This window comes from Corynebacterium sp. HMSC064E07 (assembly GCF_001815745.1).
In the GTDB taxonomy this organism is placed as follows: domain Bacteria; phylum Actinomycetota; class Actinomycetes; order Mycobacteriales; family Mycobacteriaceae; genus Corynebacterium; species Corynebacterium jeikeium_D.
In genome coordinates, this window is sequence record NZ_KV821829.1 from 94,517 (window position 1) to 113,604 (window position 19,088).

Genomic DNA, 19,088 nt, shown 5'->3' on the forward strand with positions numbered 1-19,088 from the left:
TGTACGGAGGGGCTATAGATCCATAATTTTTCGGATCTCTTCCGGCAGCATTTCCTGCGAGGTGATCTGCGGGCCGTCGTACGCCTCAAGTGCGCGGTAGACCTGTGCGCGCTCTGCGCTGTCGAGGATGGGCAGCTCCTCGGCGAATAGCATGACCATCTGGTTCGACAGCGGGGTGTTGGTGTACTCGGCGGCCATGTTGATGGTTTCGCGCGGCTTCTTCTTGAAAAAGTCGAACATGCGATAAAGGCTACCCCGCTTCGAATCCGTCACTCGCGATACCATCAACCTCATGATGTCCACGCCTGCTGCTACTCCGCAGACCCTTGCCGTATGTAGTTCCACATCGCCCGTTGTCATTTGGCATGTGGAGCTCTCGCCGTCCTTTGCAGGGGAGAGGTTGTCGGGTGCATGGCTGGTGGATCCGCTTGACGACGGAGCCCTGGAGACCGCCACTAATCTGCTCACCGGTTGCTTTGTTGCAACTGTGACCGCGGGCGATGGTGACGGTGACGCTGCGGCAGAGAGCGCTGAGGGTGCTGAGGGTGCGGACTTGCTATCGCAAGCGATTGAGCAGGCGGGGGCCACGGTGATTGACCTGCCGGCATCCGTGGCCGGCATTCGTGACCACATCGGACAGCTGCGCGCCGCCGCGAAGGAAGAGAAGGCCAAGCCCGGCAAGGGAAATCTGACGGAGCCGCGGTTTCCCAAGGTCAACGACGTGGAGGTTATTGATTTTCCGCATGTTGGCGAAAAGGTCGCAGGGCCGGTGCTGGGGCTTGCCCGCGGGGTAGAAGAGCTGGTGGCGCAGTGGACCGCGGTGGAGTCGCAACGCCTGCGTCGCAAGTACTTGGTAGAGCCATGGGGTGCGGAGCCGCGCCAGATTCCGCTGGTAAAAACGCGCGCATTGTAGCGAGTTTTTGCTATCCAGGCCACATTGTTTTTCCTGCGTACGCTGTGAGGTATGGCAGCACAGACCGATAACGTAGTCGCCTTCCCAGGCGTTCGCGTGGCCACGGAACCGGCCACGCTCATTATCGGTGCCTCTTTAGAGGAAGAACCGTGCAGTGCCCACCGCGTCTTCGGGGTCAATGACCAGATGGATTTGCGAAGCCTGTCCCGCGTGTTAGCGGTCATCTTTGGGTGGGGCGAGGAAAGCGTGCCGACGAAGTTCCATTTGCCCGGCTCTGCGGTGGAGTCTGCGGCGCAGCTGGTGACTGGCGGCAGACCCGCAGCGGTCGGAGTCGTCGATGTTCCCCTGTCCACCACAGTTGCCGAGGTGCTGCAAAGTCCCGGCGATACCCTTATCTGGCAGTGGGGCCTGTGGGAACATACCTTGCAGGTCAGAGAAGCTTTTGCCCGCGATGAGGCCACCCCGGATGCCCTGTGCATCGGTGGCTCGGGTTCAATCCGCGCACTGGGGGATGTGGACGCGGAGGAGCCGGTAGATATTGCCGCAATCAATAGGGAATTGACCGGACGGGACTCTATTCAAAATACGCTGGCCACCGCTCGTGCCGATATCGTGGACATCATCGAGAGGTCGGGGGTGTTTGAATTCGTGCCCCTGTTACAGGCTCTGGACCTGCAGAGGTCGGAAGCAACCGCGCTGGAATTGACCGGGGAGGCGGGGGAGAGCGTCGTTAAGCGATTGCGCGCATTGCCTATAGAGGACGCCGAGAAAGACCCAGCCGGGCACGATGCGGCATTGGTGGAGCTGCTGTGCTTGGCGGCGCTGACCTCGGATGAGCTGCGGCATGATGTGGCGGCGCATGTCATGGAGCGCCTCGGCTGGGAGAGCGACGAGGGCATCCCACTATCCGGCGAGGACGTTGAGGAATTGGCGGCGGCTAGCTGGGCGGAGATGAGCGCGTTGGGGCTAGCTGGGGCGGATGCGCTCTCGCCGGTGGAGCGGCTGGATCTGCTGCGTGAGGCGCTGCGGCGTTAGTTCTTTTCTCCTCTTTATTGCCTGTTTATGTTCGCGCTGGCTGTTTGTTAGCTGGCCGGTGGCCTAGAATTCCTAGGCGTGTCAGCGAATGAAACAGCAAATGAAAACCCGAACCGCGACAACGGCAAGCTCGGAAACGGCTCCCACGAAAACGGTTTTGTCGTAGAGGACTCGGCCGCAGTGCCAATGGCGACGGAGACCAAGGACGAGCACGGACTGAAAGTGCAGATGATGCGCTTTATCATCTCCGGCGTCATCGCGGCGGTGGTGGACTTCGGCCTGACGTTCATCATGCTCAACGCCTTCGGGGCGACCAACTTCTGGGGTAAGACGGTCGGCTGGGTTTTCGGCACGATTACGGCGTACATCATTAACAGCCGCTGGACCTTCAAGTCGAAGTCCTCGGCGAAGAAGGTGCTGGCAGTTGCGGTGCTGTACTTGATTACTTACGCCACACAGGTCGGCATCTTTAATGTGTTGCAGCCCTGGCTTGTCGAGGCCTGGGATTGGAACGCGCAGTGGGCACAGTTCGGCGCATTCGTCGTCGCACAGGGCGTTGCGACGGTAATTAACTTCATCATTCAGCGTGTATTCATCTTCCGTGTGAAATAGCGCGATACGCTGGGGGACGTGACTTCGACTGCTTCTAATAAGGAATCCACTCAGCTGACCGCCGAAACCGATGTTGACATGCTGACTATTCAGCGCGTGCTGTTTGCTCCGCCCGCAGACTGGGTGGAGCCGGATTTGTACTACCGAGTCGAAGGCGTTGGCGCCTACGACAGCTCGGTGCAGGCCACCCGTAACTCGATCACGCTCGGTCGCCACACCGTGGTGCGCACTGACACCTACTTCGGTCGCTTCCGAGCTTCTTACTGGCAGCGCTGGACCTCAATTAAGCAGGTCGAAATCCGTGCGCGCGTGGTCGGTTCCGCGCGTGTGCTGGCCTACACCGAAGATATTGGGGGCCACCTCCGCTTGGAGGACTCCTGGGCAGCGGGCGGCTCGGATGCCGACGGCAACTGGACCGGTGAGCACTCGCCGATGTCAGGTTCTGCCAATGAAGAGGTGCGTCTGACCGTCCCGCTGGACCGCTTCGCCGATGGCGGTGCCATTCACCTGCGCTTCGACACCGAGGACGCAGGCGCAAAGATTTCCGATGTCCGCTATGTTGTGCCCAAGTCGGCTATCAAGCGCGATATTCCGACTGACCTGGTCATTTGTTCCTACAACCGACCGGTTGACTGTGCTCGAACCGTCGCCACGCTGGCTGAGGACCTGCCAGCCCTTGAGCGCGTTCGCACCATCCGCGTCGTTGACCAGGGCGAACAGCACCCGGCCGACGAAGCCGACTTCATCCAGGCCAAGGAGATCCTCGGCGAGCGCCTGAACGTTGTCCACCAGCCGAACCTCGGCGGCGCCGGCGGTTTCTCCCGCGGCATGCGCGACGCCACCGCTGCGGGCGACTGCATGGTTCTGCTTACCGACGACGACATCCGCCCCGAGCCCGAAACCACCCTGCGCCTATCCGCCCTGGCCGTATGCGCGGAAAAGCCGATGCTGCTCGGTGCGCAGATGCTCTTCCTGTTCAACCCGACCAGCCTCTTCCGCACCGGCGAGACCTACAACTGGAAGGCGCTGACGGTCGAGGAGAACGACCCCAAGTTCGGTTACGCCGACGTGGACGTGCGCAAGTACCACCAGCTGCGTCGCCTGGGCGTTGACTACAACGCCTGGTGGACCTGCCTGGTGCCGTCCGAGGTCATTAAGAAGATTGGCCTGGCGCTGCCGCTGTTCTTCCAGTACGACGACATCGACTACGGTTTCCGCGCCGCCAAGGCCGGCTACCCGACTGACACCATTCCGGGCGCCGCCGTCTGGCACGCCGATTTCTACTGGAAGGACATCGAAAACGCCGCCCAGTACTTCGGCCTGCGCAACTCCCTCATCGCCGCCACCATGCACGGCGATGTCACCGCAAAGGACATGGTCAACGTCGCTTCACGACGAATCCTCTCGAACCTGGTCTCCATGCGCTACGGCCTGGCCTGGACGCAGATGGAAGCTGTTCGTGACCTGCTGCGTGGCCCGGAGGTGCTGAAGAACGCATCGCAGGGCGACTTCGCTCGCATTTCTGCTGGTCGAAAGAACTTCCCGGAGACCGAGCTGCTGCCGATGCACGAGATGCCGGGTGGTCTGACCCCAGTTCGCCCGCCGTCACACGAGATCTCCAGCGAAAATAAGACGATGGCAAAGCGTTTGGCTTATACGCAGATGGGTAAGAAGCGCCCGGGACCGGTGGCTGTGGCCTTCGAGGACTCCTTCTGGTGGCACATTTCCACCTTCGACGATGTCTGGGTTACCGATGCTTCCCAGAATGGAGTGCGTCACCTGGTCCGCGACCTGGATAAGGAAAAGTCCATGCGCGCCGAGACCATCAGCCTCATGCGCGAACTGTCCTCCAAGTGGGACGACCTTGCAAAGCAGTGGCGGGCCGCCGTGCCATCTTTGACCAGCGAAGACAACTGGGAAAAGTTCTTCCAGGGCGAGTAGTTCTTCAATCATGACCACGCACACACCCACGCCTTCGACTAGCTCAGGTGACAAAACCCGCAAACAGCTCATCACCATCTTGGTGCTGCTGGTGTTGATTATCCTTGCGATGGTCGTGTTCCTAATAACCAAGATTTCCGGGGATCGAGGTGGCGATTCGGCGGCTGCCGAGGGCAGTGCGTCGTCGTCAAGCGAAAATGGCGATGCGAAGGTGCAGGCGCAGGCGGAGAAGGCCGTCGTTGTGTACAAGCAGGTGCTGGCGAACCCGGCGCCACTGCAGACTTTTGTCGGAGAAGTTAGCCCCGGTCGGGCGATGAAATATGCGCTCGTGCATCTTGATGATGGGTGCGTGCCCGAGCTGGTGCTCAACTATGGCACAAGTGCGATGAGCGCCGAAATTGATGCGATTGGTGTCTACGGCGTTGACGAGAATGGCCAGGAAATTCAGTTTCAGAATTCCTACCATGACGGCGCGGCTTCTGCGGGCGGTGTACGTCGCGCTCTTCAGCGAGCAACTGGGCAGCCGGGTATGTTCTCGTTTTCTGCAGAGAGAGGCGGACGTAATCAGGAAGATTTGCTGGTGACGCGCCAGGGCAATGAGCTGGTGGAAACGCCTGCGAATCCGGGTGCCGGGGAGTTCGAACAGTTTAACTGGATTCCGGTTGACAACCTGGATGTCGTCGAGGCCATTGCTGCTGGTAATGACTGCGCGCCGGGCTCGGGCTCGAATGGTACTGGCGCTGATGGTGGTAACGGTGGCAACGGTGGCCCGAATCCGACGGCGGGGCAGCAGGCTTCGGGGTCGGGTTCGAACTCGGACTCGGGCTCGGGTTCGCAGTCTGGGGCTTCGGACTCGGATTCTTCGGCGACAACGTCTGGAGCCAATTCGCTCACGGGAACCGTGAAAGTGTTCCAGACCAGAGCGGAGGTTCTTGCCTATGAGCAGCGACAGGATCCAAATCCTGGTGCGCAGGATAAAGGTCCCTATGCCATCTTGGTGTTGGATCAGCCGACCGAGGTAACGGCGAAGCTATCTGGGCAAGGCGGGCCGGATACGCGTGTGATTGAAAAAGCCGTAGTCAATCCCGCTCTGCACAACGATGGTGAGCACACAACAATTACCTTCGCCGACGACGAATACTACTGGCCATCTGACCCGGGAGTTCCTTCTGGAATCGTTCTCGAGAATGCGCCGCGGAATTAGCCTGAACTAGTCTCTACGCAGTTATCCACAGCCGCCAAATTGTCCACAGAAACGGGCAATTCGGCGGCTTTTCTGCTGCCAATTTCCGCGGGGTCGGTCATAAATGAAGGCACTAATTCCATGCGTGAATTCCTGTAGCCGACCTCGGGGAGCGTGCCTAAACCAATGCCTACCTGGAATTACGATTCCGATGGCCTCATCCATGCGGCTGCGCAGAAGCAAATCAAGCATCCTTGTGAATACGTCAGTGCCACGTCAGAGCTGGATAATCTGCACGGCCACGTCGAAAGCACAAATATTCGAGATAAATCCCTGCTCAGACTGGCGTACGGAACCTACATCGAGTGCTCTCGCTGGAATGCGCTGTCAGCATTCGAACGTTTTCAACTACAGATAAAGGCACGGGTCAAGCCAGGTTCCGGGACAATCATTACGGGCGAAGCAGCCGCTGCGTTGCATGGCATCCCGGTGCTTGTTCGAAATGCCACAATCGCGCTTGCCAATTCCGGCCTGCGCCGACCTGGCGGCGGATTGCGCCATGTCGGTGGCAGAATCCTCGAACAAGACATCGTTCGCATTGGTGGGCGCTGCGTTACCGATGTGCCGAAAACCGTCATCGATATCTGCCGCACCGCCGAGTCCGAAAACGGGCCAATCATCGTTGACACCGCACTGCGACAGTGGTGTGACCTCGAAGAACTGCACACCGTCCTCACAAATTACCCACGTTCGCCGGGTACCCGCCGCGCCCGCGAGCTACTTCGAACTGCCAGCGCACACAGCGAAACCATCGGTGAGTCAATCACAAAGAAATGCATAATCGACTCAGGAATTGCCACGCTTTACGACGAAAAATGCGTGCTCATGCAGCAAGTCGAGTTCTATGACAGTGAAGGATTCATTGGGCGCGTCGATTTTTATGTGCCTCATCTGAATTTGATCATTGAGTTCGATGGGCTGACTAAGTACTCCGGTGGCGGGGTAGCAGCTACGGAGACTGTGCTTCTGAAAGAGCAAGCTCGCGAGAAGCGTCTGAGGAACCTCCACTTAGATGTACTCCGCTTCCAATGGGCGCAGGTCATTAATGGGGACTGCGTGGAGGTCTTGCGACAGTTTGCTATTCGGCAGAGGCAGCGCATTCAGGCAGGTGGGTTGGTATTTTCGTCCGAAGTTGGGCGTTTTCGTCAAGCCACTGTCCCGTATAAAGATCGGCAGCTCCGTGATTCCAGAATCCAGGAGCGTAAGCAGCGTTTGCAGCTTCTGGAAAATGCACCGGCCTCGCGCGACTCAGGCTAAGTTCAGCTGCTGACCTATTGCAATTGTGCTCACCGGACTTGGAACGATTTCGAGCGGACTGGCTCGGATTTCCAGCGACTTATGGCCAACTTTCCGCCACTTGTCGATGACTTTTCAGGACTTATGGCCACGCTGTTGGCCTGGCCCGCGCACTTATCGTAGGACTATTCACTTATGCGCAGGCTGTAGCGCATCGATGAGTGAATACCTCATCGATATGTCAGTGGAGGAGAAGGGAACCAGGGGTTAGGTAACACTTTTGCGCACTGAGCACTCGAAATGCGGACTACACGACCCGGGCGAGATCAAATATGCAGGCCAGTGCCACAGCCTCAGCCCCACCAGCCGCAACGCCAGCCCGAACTACTTCGACTTTGGATCGAAGCGCTCGAAGTTCTCCGCGCGCCCCTGCTTCAGTAGCTTGAACCAGCGGTAGAAGCCGCGGACATCGCGGCGCTGGACCAGGAAGAACCAGCCGAAGCGCAGGAACTCCTGTGGCATGAGCTTGCGCATGCCGGGCTGGCTCATCAGGTAGCCGCGGTTGCGGTAGGTGAAGTAGCGCTTGAAGTCATTGGTCGGGTACTGCGTGTGCATTTTGCCGCCGAGAATGGGCACAAATTCACCCGAACCGGAGGGGTGCAGGTAGGCCGTCGTCAAGCATGTGCCGAACCGGAGGCCGGAGCGGACCAGGCGGCGGTGGAATTCGACCTCGTCGCCGCGGATGAATAGGCGGTAGTCGGGAACGCCGAGCTGTTCCAGCGAGCGGGCGCTAAACAGTGCGCCGTTAAACAGGGATGCGATGCCGGGCAGGAGGTCGTGGTTGCCGTCGATGGTTTCGAGGTCGCTAGGCAGTTCGAGTCCGGTCGCAGCCTTCTGATCTGCGAAATTGGTGAACCATCTCCGCCCCTCAGAGTCGTTCACTGCCGGGAGTTTGGGGTTGATGCCGCTTTCGAAAAGCTCCTCGCGATGACGGCGCCACACCAGCCCGCGGCGCAGGGGGAATGCCAGCTTGTTCGGGGCCTTAATGTCGCAGACCACCGGCGAGACAGCGTCGAGCTGGTGACGTCGCGCGCAGCTGTGCAGCGCCTTCAGCACGTAGGAGTCCTCCGGGCGCCCGTCATCATCGGCGCACCAAATCCACTCCGCGCCCAGCGACAGCGCAGTCAGCATACCCAGTGCGAAACCACCAGCGCCGCCCAGGTTCGTCTTGGAACCGACGTAGTGAATCTCCGGCGCCGATCCGCTTTCCGACGACTGCTGCGCCGCCACCTGCTCGGCGAGTTCCTTGACCTTCGGGTCGTTGCCGTTGTCGACGATGATGAGCCACTTCGGCATGTGGGTCTGGCTGGCAACGATGGGAAGCGATTGGCGCAGGTCCTCGATGCGGTTGTGAGTCACCACGATTGCGGCCGTTGCTGCCTCATCGTGATTTGGGTGGTCAGCCGAGTTTTCGCTCACTTCGTTCTCCATCGGGGACGTACCGTTTATTACTGTTTTTATTGCTGTCTATCTTGCCATGTTGCTCCGGGTGAGCAATTCCAAGCATCCGTGCCGCCCGCCAGCCGCCGGCCGGCTGCCCGCGAGCCGCTCGCTCGGCCACGATGGGGGAACTGCGCCCGGACTCCCGGCGAAGCTGCTACCGTCGCTGCGCGAGCACGCGGCGCACCTGGTCGGCGGCCTCTTTACCTTCGTAGGCTTCGACCACTTCGTCGACAAGCCCTGCCTGTCGAACCGTACCGTGATCAATCCACAGCGCCGTGTCGCACAGCTGCGCCAGGAACTCATTTGAGTGCGACGCAAACACCAGCAGACCGGAGCGATCGACCAATTCGGTCAACTTCGTCCGGGCCTTCGCCATGAATGCGGCGTCGACGGCTCCGATGCCTTCGTCGAGAAGCAAAATCTCCGGCTCAATGGACGTGACCACGCCGAGCGCCAGTCGCACGCGCATACCGGTGGAGTAGGTGCGCAGTGGCATGTGCAGGTAGTCGCCGAGTTCGGTGAACTCTGCGATTTCGTCGAGCTTGGATTTCATCTGCTTGCGCGTCTGCCCCAGGAACAGACCGCGGATGATGATGTTTTCCAGGCCTGAGATCTCCGGGTCCATGCCGACACCGAGGTCGAACACCGGAGCCACACGGCCGCGCACATCGGCGGCACCGCGCGTGGGCTCATAGATGCCCGACAGCAGTCGCAGCAGCGTGGACTTACCCGCTCCGTTGTGGCCAACCAAGCCGACGCGGTCGCCCTCGCGCAGGTGAATGTTGATGTCCTTCAGCGCTTCAATGACCACGACGTTGGAGTCATTGCGGCCAATCGCACCACCCGCGGCGCCGAGGAACGCCTTCTTCATCGACCGCGATTTGGCGTCGAAAATGGGGAAGTCAACGCACGCGTTGTAAGTATCAATGCTGACCATGCTTATCCCTTGCTAGTTCTATTCGCTTAACGACGGCCTTTGCGGCCTAAACCCAGTAGCTCACGCGGGAGCGCCACAGGCGCATGGCCCCGAGTGCCAGCAGCAGGCCGACTGCGGTGCAGGCGAGGACAATCCACCAGTGGTAGGTATCCACCGGCTCGCCGGTTAGCGGGGCACGGATGATTTCCAGGTAGTGGAACAGCGGGTTGATCTCTGCGATGCGTGCGCGTTCGGCGACGGCACCGCCCTGTTCCTCCAGCGTCTTGGTGGTCCACACAATCGGAGTCATGTAAAACACCAGCTGAATTAGGGAATCCAGCAGTGGTGCCACGTCGCGGTAGCGCGTAGCGATGATGCCGAAGAACATCGTCACCCACACGCCGTTGACCACCAGCAGCGCCATCGCGGGGATGACCAGGAAGAAGTTCCAGCCCAAATCCGGCCGGAAGACCAGCACGAGGATCAGCCAGATCACCATGTTGTGGGCCAGGAAGAGCAGCTGCCGCCATACCAGCCTGTAGACGTGAACACTCAGCGCACTGGGCAACTGTTTGATCAGGCCTTCGTTTTCAATGAAGACGGTTGCGCCCTCGCGCACGCAGCCGGAGATGAATCCCCAGATGATCAGGCCAACGGTCACGTGTGGCAGGAAGAACGCCAGCTCCTGCTGGAACAGCAGCGAGTACAGCAGGCCGAGAGCGAGGGCCATGGCGCCGGTGGCAATGGTGATCCACAGTGGGCCAAGCGTGGAGCGGCGGTAGCGCTGCTTGATGTCCTGCCAGCCCAGCTGCAGCCACAGCTCGCGCTGGCCGAAGCCGATAGCTAGATCCCGCCAGGCAGCGCCCATGGTGCGGGAACGCGACTTGAAAGCCGGTGCCTCGCCTGTTGCGTCAGTTATGCGCGCAATGTTGCGACGGAGAGTTTCCTCCGTGCGGATAGCGGAGCCATTGCGCACAGTATTGGCCGGCTGGTCGGCTGCAGCTGCGGATTGGCGATCATTTTCTGCGTTAGTCACGTCTCCAAACTACTAGCTAGGGCGGTTTAGATTGAATACCGACGGCACCGGGCGAGCCATTATTCCACGTCGTGACGGCGAACAACCGTCGCGTGGGGTGGTCGTCCTTGGTGGTGACGTGGTGCTTCTGAGGCTGTTTCCACGGTTGGTTATGTGACCCTGGAAAACTTACATACAATCGCCGCTGTAACTGCTTTATGGCATGCAGCTGGTGCATATGGTTCACGCATCGGGAGTGCTTGCGCATGGCTACAGGCAAGAAAAGTTCGTCCAATTTTAAGCAACTACTAAAAAGGGATAAAGATTATCCTATAGGGGGTTGCTTCGATAGAATTGGTTCCAACTAAGATGTGCAATCGATACACGGTTCGGGGCATGGATGCTCGATTCGTGGGTGATTGCACAGTTAACTCTGAAATAGATATCGCAGCTTGAATTCGAAACCGGGAAAGGGTTTTCATGGCCTTCGATGTGCCGACAACCAGGGGTGCTTACTCGTCGCTTTCCGACGGGTGGACATACCTCAATGCGGGTCAACGCACCCAGGTACCCGAGCGTGTCCAGGCCGCGATGATTTCTGCATTTCGCAATGCCCAGAAGTCCCTTCCTGGTGAGACTGGGGCGGGGGCTCATGGCCAGTCGCGCAGCTCGGGCGTTCCCGCTGCAGCGGAGCTAACCGCCAGTGCGCGCCGGGCTTTTGCCGACCTCACTGGCGGCCCGGTCGCCGGCGTGGTGTTGGGATCTTCGCGTGAGGTGCTCATGGAGCAGTTCACGTCCGCAATGAGTCGACGCTTGACGCTCGGCTCTAACCTGGTGATTTCTCGCATTGGTTCGCAAGTTGTACACGCACCACTACGCCGGGCAGCCAATCTCTACGGAGCTCAAGTCCGCATTGCCGAGGCTGACTTGTCCTCGGGTACGTTGCCGTCCTGGCAGTTCGACGAGCTCGTAGACGAGCACACTCGCCTCGTTGTCGTCCCGGCCGCGGATCCGTTCATTGGCACCATTGCCCCGGTAGCTGACATTTCTCGGCGGGTGCATGAGTACCCCAACGCCTGGGTTTTGGTTGATGCCTCGGATATTGTCGCCTACCGCGATGTGTCGATGAGCAAGCTGGGCGCCGACATCATGCTGGTTGATGCCTCCGTGCTGGGCGGGCCTGAGGTCGCAGCATTGGTGTTCAAGGATCCCGAGATGTTCGAGCGCATGACGTCGTTAAGCTATGTGCCGAATGTGCGCGGCGTCGAGCGGATCGAGGTTTCCCCGGTGTCGCCGGCGTTGCTTGGCGGAGTGTCGGAATCGGTGCTGCACCTGGCATCACTGGATAGCACGGCGAGGGGGTCGCGTAGGCACCGCATTGAAACGGCGATGCCGCAGGTTTCTCGCTACTTGACGACGTTGTCGGAACGCCTAATTGCGGCGTTGATGACCCTGCCGCGGGTGTACATCATCGGCATGGATACCGAAGATGATTCTTTCGCGAGTGTGTCGCGGGCACAGCATATTCCGCGCGTTAGCTTCCTCGTCGATGGGGTGTCGGCGAAGGTGGTTGTGGACAGGCTGCTGGATAATGGCCTGGTGACCAGCATTGTTGATGCATATGAATCACCACTGCTGGAGGCCATGGGCATCGATGAGGCTGGAGGCGCCGTGGGAGTTGGCCTCCAGCCGTTCAATACGCCGCACGACATTGACCAGCTCGTGCGCGCAGTTGCCTCGCTCGGTTAGCTAGGTAGTCAGCGCAATCTTGCCGCTGACCGCGCCGCTGTCGAGCAGCTCGTGGGCCTTGGCTGCGTCGCGCATATCCATGACCTCATGAATTTGAGGGGTGACGGTGCCGTCGGCAAGCATTGGCCAGATGGTGTCCTCTGTGGCGTTGACGATGCGAGCCTTGTCAGCGAGATCGCGGTAGCGCAGGCCGGTGGCGGTGATGGAGCCGCGCTTGCTCAGCAGGCGGCCGATGTTGAGCTCGCCCTTAACGCCTCCCTGCATGCCGATGATGACCAGGTGGCCGTCCTTCGCCAGGGCCTTGACGTTTCGGTCGAGGTACTTTGCGCCCATGATGTCCAGAATGACATTGGCGCCACCCTCAGCTGCAACGATCTCCTCGAAGTCCTCTTCCTTGTAATTGATGAGGATGTCGGCGCCGAGCTCCTTGCACTTAGCCAGCTTCTCCGCCGAACCGGCGGTGACTGCGACGCGAGCACCGAGCCGCTTGGCCATCTGAATAGCGAAAGTGCCGATGCCACCCGCGCCACCGTGGACCAGCAGTAGGTCGCCTTCCTTGAGGCCGGCAATCATCACGACATTCGAGAACACCGTGCAGGCAACCTCGACGATGGATGCGGCCTCGGTGAAGGAGTAGCCATGTGGCAGGGGGAGAATCTGGCCGGCCGGGACTGCGACCTTTTCGGCGTAAGCGCCACCGGAGAGAAGGCAGCAGACCTCGTCGCCGACTTTCCAGCCCTGGGAGTCCCCCTTGACCTCTTCAATGACACCCGCGCACTCCAGGCCGAGGGTGTCGGTCACGCCTTTCGGTGGCGGGTAGTGGCCAGCGGCCTGCAGTAGGTCAGCGCGGTTTACGCCAGCGGCTTTGACCTTGACCAGCACCTGCCCATCCTCGAGAGTCGGTTCCGGAGCATCGGCCCATTCCAGGGCGCGGGGGTTGGAAAGATCAGTCTGAATGATTGCCTTCATAGTCTTCAAAGGTAATGCAAAAACTGGTTATGCACGCGGTATTTCAAGCTCTTTTGCAATTAGCAAAAATAGTTATGTCTGTAGAGGTGGATGCTTGGGGTGTGGTTTCCGATGAAGGGCTTGCGAAAGGTGCTGGCAAGGGGTGTTATGAGGGCGTTTGCTGCCTTACGGCGGTATGCGGTTATGATGTTGGCGTTGGAAGTATGGCAGAGCGGCCGAATGCACTGGTCTTGAAAACCAGCGAGGGTCACACCTCCGGGGGTTCAAATCCCCCTGCTTCCGCAGATAGAAACCCTCGGTAGATGTTCTACCGAGGGTTTCTTCATTTCTCTTAAAAGTTGGCGTATGTGCTGAGGTCAGCGACGGATAGTCGGACCTTTGGGAGGCTTTCGTGGTTAACCCCGTTATGGGGTGGTCGGACGGGCATGTAATTGGGCTCTTTGGATACCCCTGAACAGCGTTACAGGGGGCAAGCTGGGGTGTTTTGTCGCGGGATGGAAAATGGGGGCAATTTTGGCAGCGGTGAGGAACAGCCATTTCAGGGCAGTGCGTATTTCTATAGTTAAAAGTATTCCAGCCGGCCCAAACCTGTAACGCATGTGCGGACATGTGACTGTTGTGACTAATGTGGCGACAAGGTTTTCGATTTTTAGGTTGATGTTCGAAAAATGGCTACTTGTTGCCGCCGTCGATAGGTGTCGTATTAACTATCGCCAAGTGAACCGCACGCCGATGCATCACGCGTGCATTCCTACTGGAGAACCGCCATGTTGGCCTACTCCGACCACAAGTCTTCGCATCGTTAAAAGGAGCCCGTGACAGATGGCAACTCGCACCGTACGTAACCGCAGCATTGCTCGCATTGCTGCACTCTCTCTAGCCGCAGGTATGACCTTTGCGGGATTCGGTAATACCGCACATGCTCAGGACCTGCTGAGCGTTGATTCCATCACTCAGACTGTCACCGACGCCATTGGTGAAGTCACCGGTACTGGTTCCTCCAGCGCGACGCATAGCTGGAAGAACTCCAATGTGACGCGATCCGTTGAGGTCAATGGTGTCGCGGGTGCCGTCGTCAAGCCTGGCGATGTCGTGACCTTTACTCTGACCTACACGGACAACAACATCTGGGGTGCGAAGTCCTACATTCAGCGCATGACCGATGTCATTCCGGATGGCCTGCAGTACGTGGCCAACTCGGCGACGTACAAGGTCGGCGACGATGAGTGGGCAAACCAGAACGAGTCAGACAAGTGGCTGGAAATCGTTAACAACGGTGCGGTGGAGTTTAAGGCCGGCACCATCTTTCAGGCATGGGGCTCCCCGACCACGTCGACTGTGAGTTTCAAGTGGAAGTACCGCGTCACGAACGCAATTGCCGACGGTGCGTTGAATACGGGAACCGAAATCCACTTCAACCCGAGCAATTCGGTGGAGAAGCTGCATGACATGGGGCCGAAGCTCACTGTGAAGCGGGAGGCGCCAGCTCCGGATATTCCGGGTATTCCGGATGTCCCAGGTGGCTCGCTGGGCTCCCCGAGCCTGCAGTCGCCGAGCCTGCCGTCACCGGGGCTGCCGTCGCCGGGCATTAACCGCTAAGTAATTCCAGCTTTTCCACCGCGCCTGTTTTCAGGTTTTCACAGAGAGTTTTCCCATCATGCGCAATATGCACTCCAAGAACATCGCGGCCTCTCGTCCGCGACGTCGCTCCCGTACCGCCATTGCCGCAGTTACCCTCGCAGCTGGCTTGACCTTCGGTTTCGGCGCTCCTGCCATGGCGCAGTCCCCGGGTCTGCCCTCGCCGAGTCTGAACTCGCCAGGACTTAATTCGCCTGGTCTGACCCTGCCGGGCTCGAGCGCCCCGAAGAAGAAGCTCGGCACCATCGGTGGCCCGGCATGGTCTGCTGATGTTTACTCGCAGATTATCCGCGGTAAGGAGGTCCGACCGGGTGACGAGGTCACGATCCGTATTGAGGTCGTCGGTGTCAACGGCAACGCCAAGCTGCGGGGAATCGGCCACAACATCCCGGCTGACTTTGAGCTCGTTCGTGTGACTCGCCAGTCGCAGGACAATATCCTCGGCGGCGGTATTTACACGCTGAAGGAGGGGGAGTACGTCAACACCGAGCGCAACGGTAATCGTCAGGTGCGCCTGTCCTGGACGGAGGGCGGCTTCCTCGGTGCCTTCAAGGACAACCCGACTGTCAGCAGTTCGAAGTCTGTCTCCGTTGACTTCACGTACCGGGCTCCGGACTACGAAGGTGAGTTCGACAACGGCGGCTACGCCCACGTGGGCGCGCTTTTGAGCCCCAACGAGAACTGGGTTGTCGGCGGCGAAAAGGTAGTCGTGAACAAGAATGCGAAGCCGTCGTGGTGGCCGTTCTAACGACTGTTCTAGGTCGCGATTAGCGGCAGTTCTCCAGGGATGAGTAAAAACTTCCCCAGATAGAGAGCGAATTACAGAACGTAAACCCCCGGTCGCATGCGGTCGGGGGTTTCGTGTGTCCGAAATTTGCCACACGTAGTTTTACGGAGACAATTTAATTGCTCCGACCAACGTGTACTGTGGCCTGAAACAATACGGGCAAATTGCTAAAACCGGTAAGCTCGGTCTTGCTGTAATACAAACCCAGCGTCATGCTGGCGGACGGTATTGAGGAAAAGGTCGAACAATGGCAACGAATCGGAGCAACCACTCGGACGACTCGTTCGGTGAGTGGAGCATAAATCCGGGCACGTCAGATGATCAACCCTCCGCTGATACGCCGGCAAATGCGTGGAGCGCTGTGGATGGGTCACAGTGGGAGCAGCCTGAGGGGCAAACCCAGTATCTGCAGCAGCAGTATCCACAGTCCCAGCAGCCTGAACCATACCGCCCTGCCCCCTATGTTCCAGGTCCGCAAGCTGGCCCGGCTGCTGCGCCGCGCAATGACAACAAGGGGCTGACCATCGCGGTTATTGTCCTGGCACTCGTTGCGGTCGCTCTCTTCGTCGGCGCAATGGCATACTTCTACTTCTCCGATTCGAAGGGAGTGAATTCGGCCGGCAGCAACTCGCCCCAGTCGGTTCAGTCCGCTAGTGCTGAGGATTCCTCCACGTCGTCGACTGCTGAGCAGAAGCGTCGCGCTGAAGGGTTCCAGCCGCCATCGAATTGGCGCCACTGCTCCGGCTCAGGCGATCCGGGTGATTTGAACTTGGTATATGCAGAAGATGTCGGCGGTAACACGACGACCTGTCAGTTTGCCACCAACGTCCGCAATTCCTTCGTTGAGCAGTATCAACTTACGAAGAAGCTCAACGGTACTGTCACCGCTAGCAGCCCAACAACAGGCAAGACATACAGCATGACCTGCCGCGATAACGGTGAGGTTGTCACTTGTACCGGCGGTACGAATGCGACGGTGCACATTGTCTAAACGTCTCCGAGTAGCTCTGGCCGCAACCGCCGTCGTCACGCTCGGCCTTAGCGCCTGCACCATCGGCACCGACTCGGCGGACATGCCGTCGCCGACGCTATCCAATCCGCTTGACGACGGCCCCGGCGGAGCATCCTCCGACGGGAAAGTTGTGCCCGGTGAGATGCCTCGCGAAGTTGTCGAGGCAGTGAAGTCCGCGCAAAAGGAACTCGGTGGTCTGGCCGGCGCCGCTCTGGCAACGCCGGATAAGGATTCCGAAGTGGTTGCCACAGGTGACTTCAAAACGGGTCCGGCCTGGTCTACCTCCAAGGTGCCGATTGCGGTGGCTTATGTGCGCCAATCGGGCGTGGATTCCCTGGTCGAAGCCGCAATCACGGTTTCCGATAACGATGCGGCTGAGTCCATGTGGTACTCCCTGGGCGATGACGCGACCGCGGGCGCGACCACCGACGAGATTCTCCGAGAGGGCCACGACACCCGCACCGTCATGGGCACTGACCGCATCCGTGCGGAATACACCGTCTTCGGGCAGACGCAGTGGGATTTGCGCGACCAGGCTATTTTCGGCGCCAATTTGCAGTGCATCGAGGCGGGCCCAAAGGTCGCTGACCTCATGGGACAGATTGCCGACGAGCAGTCCTACGGCCTCGGACGCATCCGCGGCGCCCACTTCAAGGGCGGTTGGGGTCCCGATGATGAAGGCGTCTACCTTGTGCGGCAGTTCGGCTATCTGCCGGGCAAGAAGCCGGGCACCTTCGTTGGTGTAGCTATCGCAGCCCAGCCTGACGACGGCACCTATGAGACCGGCCAGCAAATGCTTGACCGCATCGCAAAGGCGATTGAGCGCAGCGGTGGCGCGACCACCGGCCGCGCCGGTAGCTGCTAGCTGAGCGATAGCTGTTAGCGCTCAATTCCTAGCGCAGCCAGCAGCTGCGAGGTCTCTTCCTCAGTAGTGATGGTGATGCGAGCACCTTCGCCGGCAAAGCAGCGAATGAGAATGTTGCGCTGCGCCAGGAAGTCACCGAGATCCGTGGTGGTGGCCACCGAGACGTCGTCAAGCAAAGAGAGATCCGCGATCCGACCCTCGTCAATCCAAATGAAGTTGGCCTGCGAGTTCGGCAGCACCGTCTCGCGGCCGGTGGCGGCGTTGATGGCCTCTGTGGCGGCGACGCGCTGTGCGCGGACCTCAGCAATGCGGGCGGTGAGCTCTTCCTGTGCGTCGAGCGAGGTGAGCGCGGCAATCTGCGCGAGAGTGTTTACGGAGAAGGGGATAGCGACCTTATTCACGGCCTCCACAAGCTTCTCCGGGCCGAACATGTAGCCCACGCGGAGCCCGGCCAAACCGTAGACCTTGGAGAATGTGCGCAAACCGACCAGGTTGGGGTAGGTATCCAGCAGCTCATGCGCCAACGGGGTAGCGGCATGAGTGGCCTCGTCCACCAGCTCGATGTACGCCTCGTCGAGAGCGACCACAACATCGCCCGGAACCTGCGCCATAAACTCCGCGAAAGCCGCGAGAGTGATGGTCGTGCCCGTCGGGTTATTGGGATTACAGACGAAAACCAGGCGTGTGCGGCCGGTGATAGCGGCAGCCATTGCCGAAAGATCATTGCGACCCTGCGCATCCAGCGGCACCGGCACCGGAGTAGCCCCGGCGACGCGAGCGAGAATGGGGTAGGCCTCGAAGCTGCGCCACGGGAACACGACCTCATCCCCATCCTCACAGGTGGCCTGCACGAGCTGCAGGCACAGAGCAGAGGAGCCGCAGCCGACCGCGACCTGCTCCATGGGCAGACCCAGGTGCTCGCCGAGCTTAATGCGCAGGTCAACCGCGCCCATGTCCGGGTAGCGGTTCGGGCTGGTGGTTGGGTCAGCGATGGTCTGTGAGATGGCCTCCACCACCGAGGGCAGTGGCGGTTGGGTCATTTCATTGGACGCGATCTTCAGCGCGCCGGGCACAGCCTTGCCCGGGACATAGGCCGGAACCTGCTCGAGGTCGGCACGGGTTTTGGGCTGAACTGAAGATGCATCGTTGGTCATAGGCCTAACTGTAGAACATGGCCCGGATTGGGCAGTACAGAATCCCCGCAAAATCCCAAGGTGTGGTCGCTATTTGTGGCGCCGTATTTGGTGGCTTCGCGGGTGTTTTGCTTTTCAATTCTTGTGTTCTGTAGGATTGGCTGCGGTTATTTGGTCTCGTCCACGCAATGGCGAACGCAATGCTCATGCAATGGCGAACAGCTTTGCTGAAGCGGGATCGATGCCAGTGGTTTTGGAGGCGTGCCAGAGCGGCCGAATGGGGCTCCCTGCTAAGGAGTTGCCTGTCTTGCGACGGGCCGGAGGTTCGAATCCTCTCGCCTCCGCCACACGCGCCCGTAGCTCAACGGATAGAGCATCTGACTACGGATCAGAAGGTTAGGGGTTCGAATCCCTTCGGGCGCACCATGTAGACCCGCACCTTGTAGGTGCGGGTCTTTTTGTTTTATTACCTGGCAGTGCAGCGCGAGCGGGTTAAGTGACAAAAAGTGTGTCCGCTCGGT

Annotated in this window: 17 protein-coding genes and 3 tRNA genes; 14 read left to right on the forward strand and 6 right to left on the reverse strand. The window is 59.5% G+C overall.

All coding sequences use genetic code 11. From position 1 onward, the window contains the following. Positions 1-12 precede the first annotated feature (12 nt). On the reverse strand, positions 13-240 hold the full coding sequence (locus tag HMPREF3053_RS10640; RefSeq protein ID WP_048761551.1) for a hypothetical protein: 228 nt from the start codon (positions 238-240) through the stop codon (positions 13-15). Between the two features lie 52 nt (positions 241-292). On the opposite strand from HMPREF3053_RS10640, the gene HMPREF3053_RS10645 reads away from it, so the two are divergent. The 6 genes from HMPREF3053_RS10645 to HMPREF3053_RS10670 all read left to right on the forward strand — a co-directional run bounded on the left by HMPREF3053_RS10645 (position 293) and on the right by HMPREF3053_RS10670 (position 7,001). After that, positions 293-913 (forward strand): hypothetical protein, encoded by a 621-nt coding sequence (locus HMPREF3053_RS10645; RefSeq protein ID WP_070566525.1) that lies wholly within the window; start codon positions 293-295, stop codon positions 911-913. A 51-nt stretch (positions 914-964) separates the two neighbouring features. Beyond that, positions 965-1,948: a hypothetical protein gene (locus tag HMPREF3053_RS10650; protein WP_070767691.1), complete on the forward strand. Its 984-nt coding sequence runs from the start codon at positions 965-967 to the stop codon at positions 1,946-1,948. A 78-nt stretch (positions 1,949-2,026) separates the two neighbouring features. Then, positions 2,027-2,560, forward strand: a complete 534-nt coding sequence (locus tag HMPREF3053_RS10655; protein WP_053093006.1) for a GtrA family protein — start codon at positions 2,027-2,029, stop codon at positions 2,558-2,560. An 18-nt stretch (positions 2,561-2,578) separates the two neighbouring features. Further along, a complete protein-coding gene (locus HMPREF3053_RS10660) occupies positions 2,579-4,501 on the forward strand; it encodes a glycosyltransferase (RefSeq protein WP_016421829.1) in 1,923 nt (640 codons plus the stop codon). A gap of 10 nt (positions 4,502-4,511) precedes the next feature. Further along, positions 4,512-5,705: a hypothetical protein gene (locus HMPREF3053_RS10665; protein ID WP_070767692.1), complete on the forward strand. Its 1,194-nt coding sequence runs from the start codon at positions 4,512-4,514 to the stop codon at positions 5,703-5,705. Positions 5,706-5,870: 165 nt separating this feature from the next. Continuing rightward, positions 5,871-7,001, forward strand: coding sequence for a PDDEXK family nuclease (locus tag HMPREF3053_RS10670; RefSeq protein WP_070767693.1), 1,131 nt, complete (start codon positions 5,871-5,873; stop codon positions 6,999-7,001). Between the two features lie 363 nt (positions 7,002-7,364). Here the strand turns inward: HMPREF3053_RS10670 and HMPREF3053_RS10675 are convergent, their stop codons facing one another. From HMPREF3053_RS10675 to HMPREF3053_RS10685, 3 genes are all read right to left on the reverse strand, one after another. Beyond that, positions 7,365-8,471, reverse strand: coding sequence for a glycosyltransferase (locus HMPREF3053_RS10675; RefSeq protein ID WP_049193884.1), 1,107 nt, complete (start codon positions 8,469-8,471; stop codon positions 7,365-7,367). Positions 8,472-8,637: 166 nt separating this feature from the next. Then, positions 8,638-9,420, reverse strand: a complete 783-nt coding sequence (locus HMPREF3053_RS10680; protein WP_005510871.1) for a galactan export ABC transporter ATP-binding subunit Wzt/RfbE — start codon at positions 9,418-9,420, stop codon at positions 8,638-8,640. 46 nt (positions 9,421-9,466) lie between these two features. Further along, on the reverse strand, positions 9,467-10,435 hold the full coding sequence (locus tag HMPREF3053_RS10685) for a galactan export ABC transporter permease subunit Wzm/RfbD (protein ID WP_080971508.1): 969 nt from the start codon (positions 10,433-10,435) through the stop codon (positions 9,467-9,469). Between the two features lie 459 nt (positions 10,436-10,894). On the opposite strand from HMPREF3053_RS10685, the gene HMPREF3053_RS10690 reads away from it, so the two are divergent. Further along, on the forward strand, positions 10,895-12,163 hold the full coding sequence (locus tag HMPREF3053_RS10690) for an aminotransferase class V-fold PLP-dependent enzyme (RefSeq protein ID WP_070767694.1): 1,269 nt from the start codon (positions 10,895-10,897) through the stop codon (positions 12,161-12,163). On the opposite strand, the gene HMPREF3053_RS10695 is transcribed toward HMPREF3053_RS10690, so the two are convergent. Next, the gene (locus tag HMPREF3053_RS10695) at positions 12,164-13,132 is read right to left on the reverse strand and encodes an NAD(P)H-quinone oxidoreductase (protein WP_070767695.1); all 969 of its coding nucleotides are present in this window, start codon (positions 13,130-13,132) and stop codon (positions 12,164-12,166) included. Between the two features lie 197 nt (positions 13,133-13,329). On the opposite strand from HMPREF3053_RS10695, the gene HMPREF3053_RS10700 reads away from it, so the two are divergent. The 5 genes from HMPREF3053_RS10700 (at position 13,330) to HMPREF3053_RS10720 (ending at position 17,434) form a co-directional block, all read left to right on the forward strand. Beyond that, positions 13,330-13,414: transfer RNA gene (locus HMPREF3053_RS10700), tRNA-Ser, on the forward strand. A 540-nt stretch (positions 13,415-13,954) separates the two neighbouring features. Further along, positions 13,955-14,731, forward strand: a complete 777-nt coding sequence (locus HMPREF3053_RS10705; RefSeq protein ID WP_070767696.1) for a hypothetical protein — start codon at positions 13,955-13,957, stop codon at positions 14,729-14,731. Between the two features lie 58 nt (positions 14,732-14,789). Further along, positions 14,790-15,518 (forward strand): hypothetical protein, encoded by a 729-nt coding sequence (locus HMPREF3053_RS10710; protein ID WP_070429128.1) that lies wholly within the window; start codon positions 14,790-14,792, stop codon positions 15,516-15,518. A gap of 286 nt (positions 15,519-15,804) precedes the next feature. Further along, complete coding sequence (locus HMPREF3053_RS10715) at positions 15,805-16,548, forward strand: hypothetical protein (RefSeq protein WP_016421838.1); 744 nt, start codon at positions 15,805-15,807, stop codon at positions 16,546-16,548. Beyond that, positions 16,541-17,434: a hypothetical protein gene (locus HMPREF3053_RS10720; protein WP_101688002.1), complete on the forward strand. Its 894-nt coding sequence runs from the start codon at positions 16,541-16,543 to the stop codon at positions 17,432-17,434. The genes HMPREF3053_RS10715 and HMPREF3053_RS10720 overlap by 8 nt, the downstream gene beginning before the upstream one ends. Before the next feature lie 14 nt (positions 17,435-17,448). Here the strand turns inward: HMPREF3053_RS10720 and HMPREF3053_RS10725 are convergent, their stop codons facing one another. Continuing rightward, positions 17,449-18,588 carry a histidinol-phosphate transaminase gene (locus HMPREF3053_RS10725; RefSeq protein ID WP_070767697.1) on the reverse strand — a complete coding sequence of 380 codons (1,140 nt, stop codon included), beginning with the start codon at positions 18,586-18,588 and terminating at the stop codon, positions 17,449-17,451. A gap of 234 nt (positions 18,589-18,822) precedes the next feature. On the opposite strand from HMPREF3053_RS10725, the gene HMPREF3053_RS10730 reads away from it, so the two are divergent. Together HMPREF3053_RS10730 and HMPREF3053_RS10735 are read left to right on the forward strand one after the other, a co-directional pair. After that, positions 18,823-18,914 (forward strand) — tRNA-Ser (locus tag HMPREF3053_RS10730). 3 nt (positions 18,915-18,917) lie between these two features. Then, positions 18,918-18,993, forward strand: a tRNA-Arg gene (locus HMPREF3053_RS10735). The last annotated feature ends 95 nt before the right edge of the window (positions 18,994-19,088 follow it).

What these genes read in the sequence shown, in the direction of transcription:
- HMPREF3053_RS10695 (WP_070767695.1), bottom strand. Translation starts at nt 13,132, where the DNA reads ATGAAGGCAATCATTCAGACTGATCTTTCCAACCCCCGCGCCCTGGAA.
- HMPREF3053_RS10715 (WP_016421838.1), top strand. Translation starts at nt 15,805, where the DNA reads ATGGCAACGAATCGGAGCAACCACTCGGACGACTCGTTCGGTGAGTGG.
- HMPREF3053_RS10680 (WP_005510871.1), bottom strand. Translation starts at nt 9,420, where the DNA reads ATGGTCAGCATTGATACTTACAACGCGTGCGTTGACTTCCCCATTTTC.
- HMPREF3053_RS10690 (WP_070767694.1), top strand. Translation starts at nt 10,895, where the DNA reads ATGGCCTTCGATGTGCCGACAACCAGGGGTGCTTACTCGTCGCTTTCC.
- HMPREF3053_RS10675 (WP_049193884.1), bottom strand. Translation starts at nt 8,471, where the DNA reads ATGGAGAACGAAGTGAGCGAAAACTCGGCTGACCACCCAAATCACGAT.
- HMPREF3053_RS10670 (WP_070767693.1), top strand. Translation starts at nt 5,871, where the DNA reads ATGCCTACCTGGAATTACGATTCCGATGGCCTCATCCATGCGGCTGCG.
- HMPREF3053_RS10710 (WP_070429128.1), top strand. Translation starts at nt 14,790, where the DNA reads ATGCGCAATATGCACTCCAAGAACATCGCGGCCTCTCGTCCGCGACGT.
- HMPREF3053_RS10705 (WP_070767696.1), top strand. Translation starts at nt 13,955, where the DNA reads ATGGCAACTCGCACCGTACGTAACCGCAGCATTGCTCGCATTGCTGCA.
- HMPREF3053_RS10650 (WP_070767691.1), top strand. Translation starts at nt 965, where the DNA reads ATGGCAGCACAGACCGATAACGTAGTCGCCTTCCCAGGCGTTCGCGTG.
- HMPREF3053_RS10725 (WP_070767697.1), bottom strand. Translation starts at nt 18,588, where the DNA reads ATGACCAACGATGCATCTTCAGTTCAGCCCAAAACCCGTGCCGACCTC.
- HMPREF3053_RS10665 (WP_070767692.1), top strand. Translation starts at nt 4,512, where the DNA reads ATGACCACGCACACACCCACGCCTTCGACTAGCTCAGGTGACAAAACC.
- HMPREF3053_RS10640 (WP_048761551.1), bottom strand. Translation starts at nt 240, where the DNA reads ATGTTCGACTTTTTCAAGAAGAAGCCGCGCGAAACCATCAACATGGCC.
- HMPREF3053_RS10645 (WP_070566525.1), top strand. Translation starts at nt 293, where the DNA reads ATGATGTCCACGCCTGCTGCTACTCCGCAGACCCTTGCCGTATGTAGT.